The organism is Anaerotignum faecicola, assembly GCA_024460105.1.
Taxonomy (GTDB): Bacteria; Bacillota; Clostridia; order Lachnospirales; family Anaerotignaceae; genus JANFXS01.
This window is the reverse complement of sequence record JANFXS010000309.1, coordinates 1-443: the sequence shown is the minus strand read 5'-3', so window position 1 is coordinate 443 and position 443 is coordinate 1. Positions and strand designations below refer to the sequence as shown.

The 443-nt window shown below is 49.7% G+C and carries 1 protein-coding gene; it reads right to left on the bottom strand.

All coding sequences use genetic code 11. The annotated features are described in order from the left end of the window. Positions 1-427, bottom strand: a 427-nt coding sequence (locus NE664_14120) for a glycoside hydrolase family 127 protein (GenBank protein ID MCQ4727771.1), incomplete at its 3' end; no start/stop codon positions are given. Positions 428-443 lie beyond the last annotated feature (16 nt).

Below are 443 nucleotides of genomic sequence, written 5' to 3'. Positions count from 1 at the left end.
AGGGAACTGCCTTTAGTTTCACCGCCTGTTTTTCCACGAAAGCCTTCTCATATAAGCATTCCTGCCTTCTGCCGCTGTAACGCACTCCAGGAACTGTTATTCCATAATAACCGCCCAATGTTTCTTCCCAGTAAAGTTCCGGTTCTCCCTGTACATCCACCCGGCATTCATGAAGATACGGTCCGTTATCGGCCTCTTCCAGACAGTAAACCAGATGTCCCCGGATTAAGGCTGCTTTGCCCGCATCATAGAATATCCGCCGATCTGCCTGACAAAAAGAAGGCTCCATTTCCAGAATCCATTCCAGAACATCCCCATCCTTCCATTCCCGTTTTACCACCAGATATCCTCTCTCCACAGAGAAGTCCGTCACACTATGCTGATTCATGGTCAGAGAATAGCGGACGCACCACTGCGGAATCCGCAAAGCAAGCTCTCCGGAT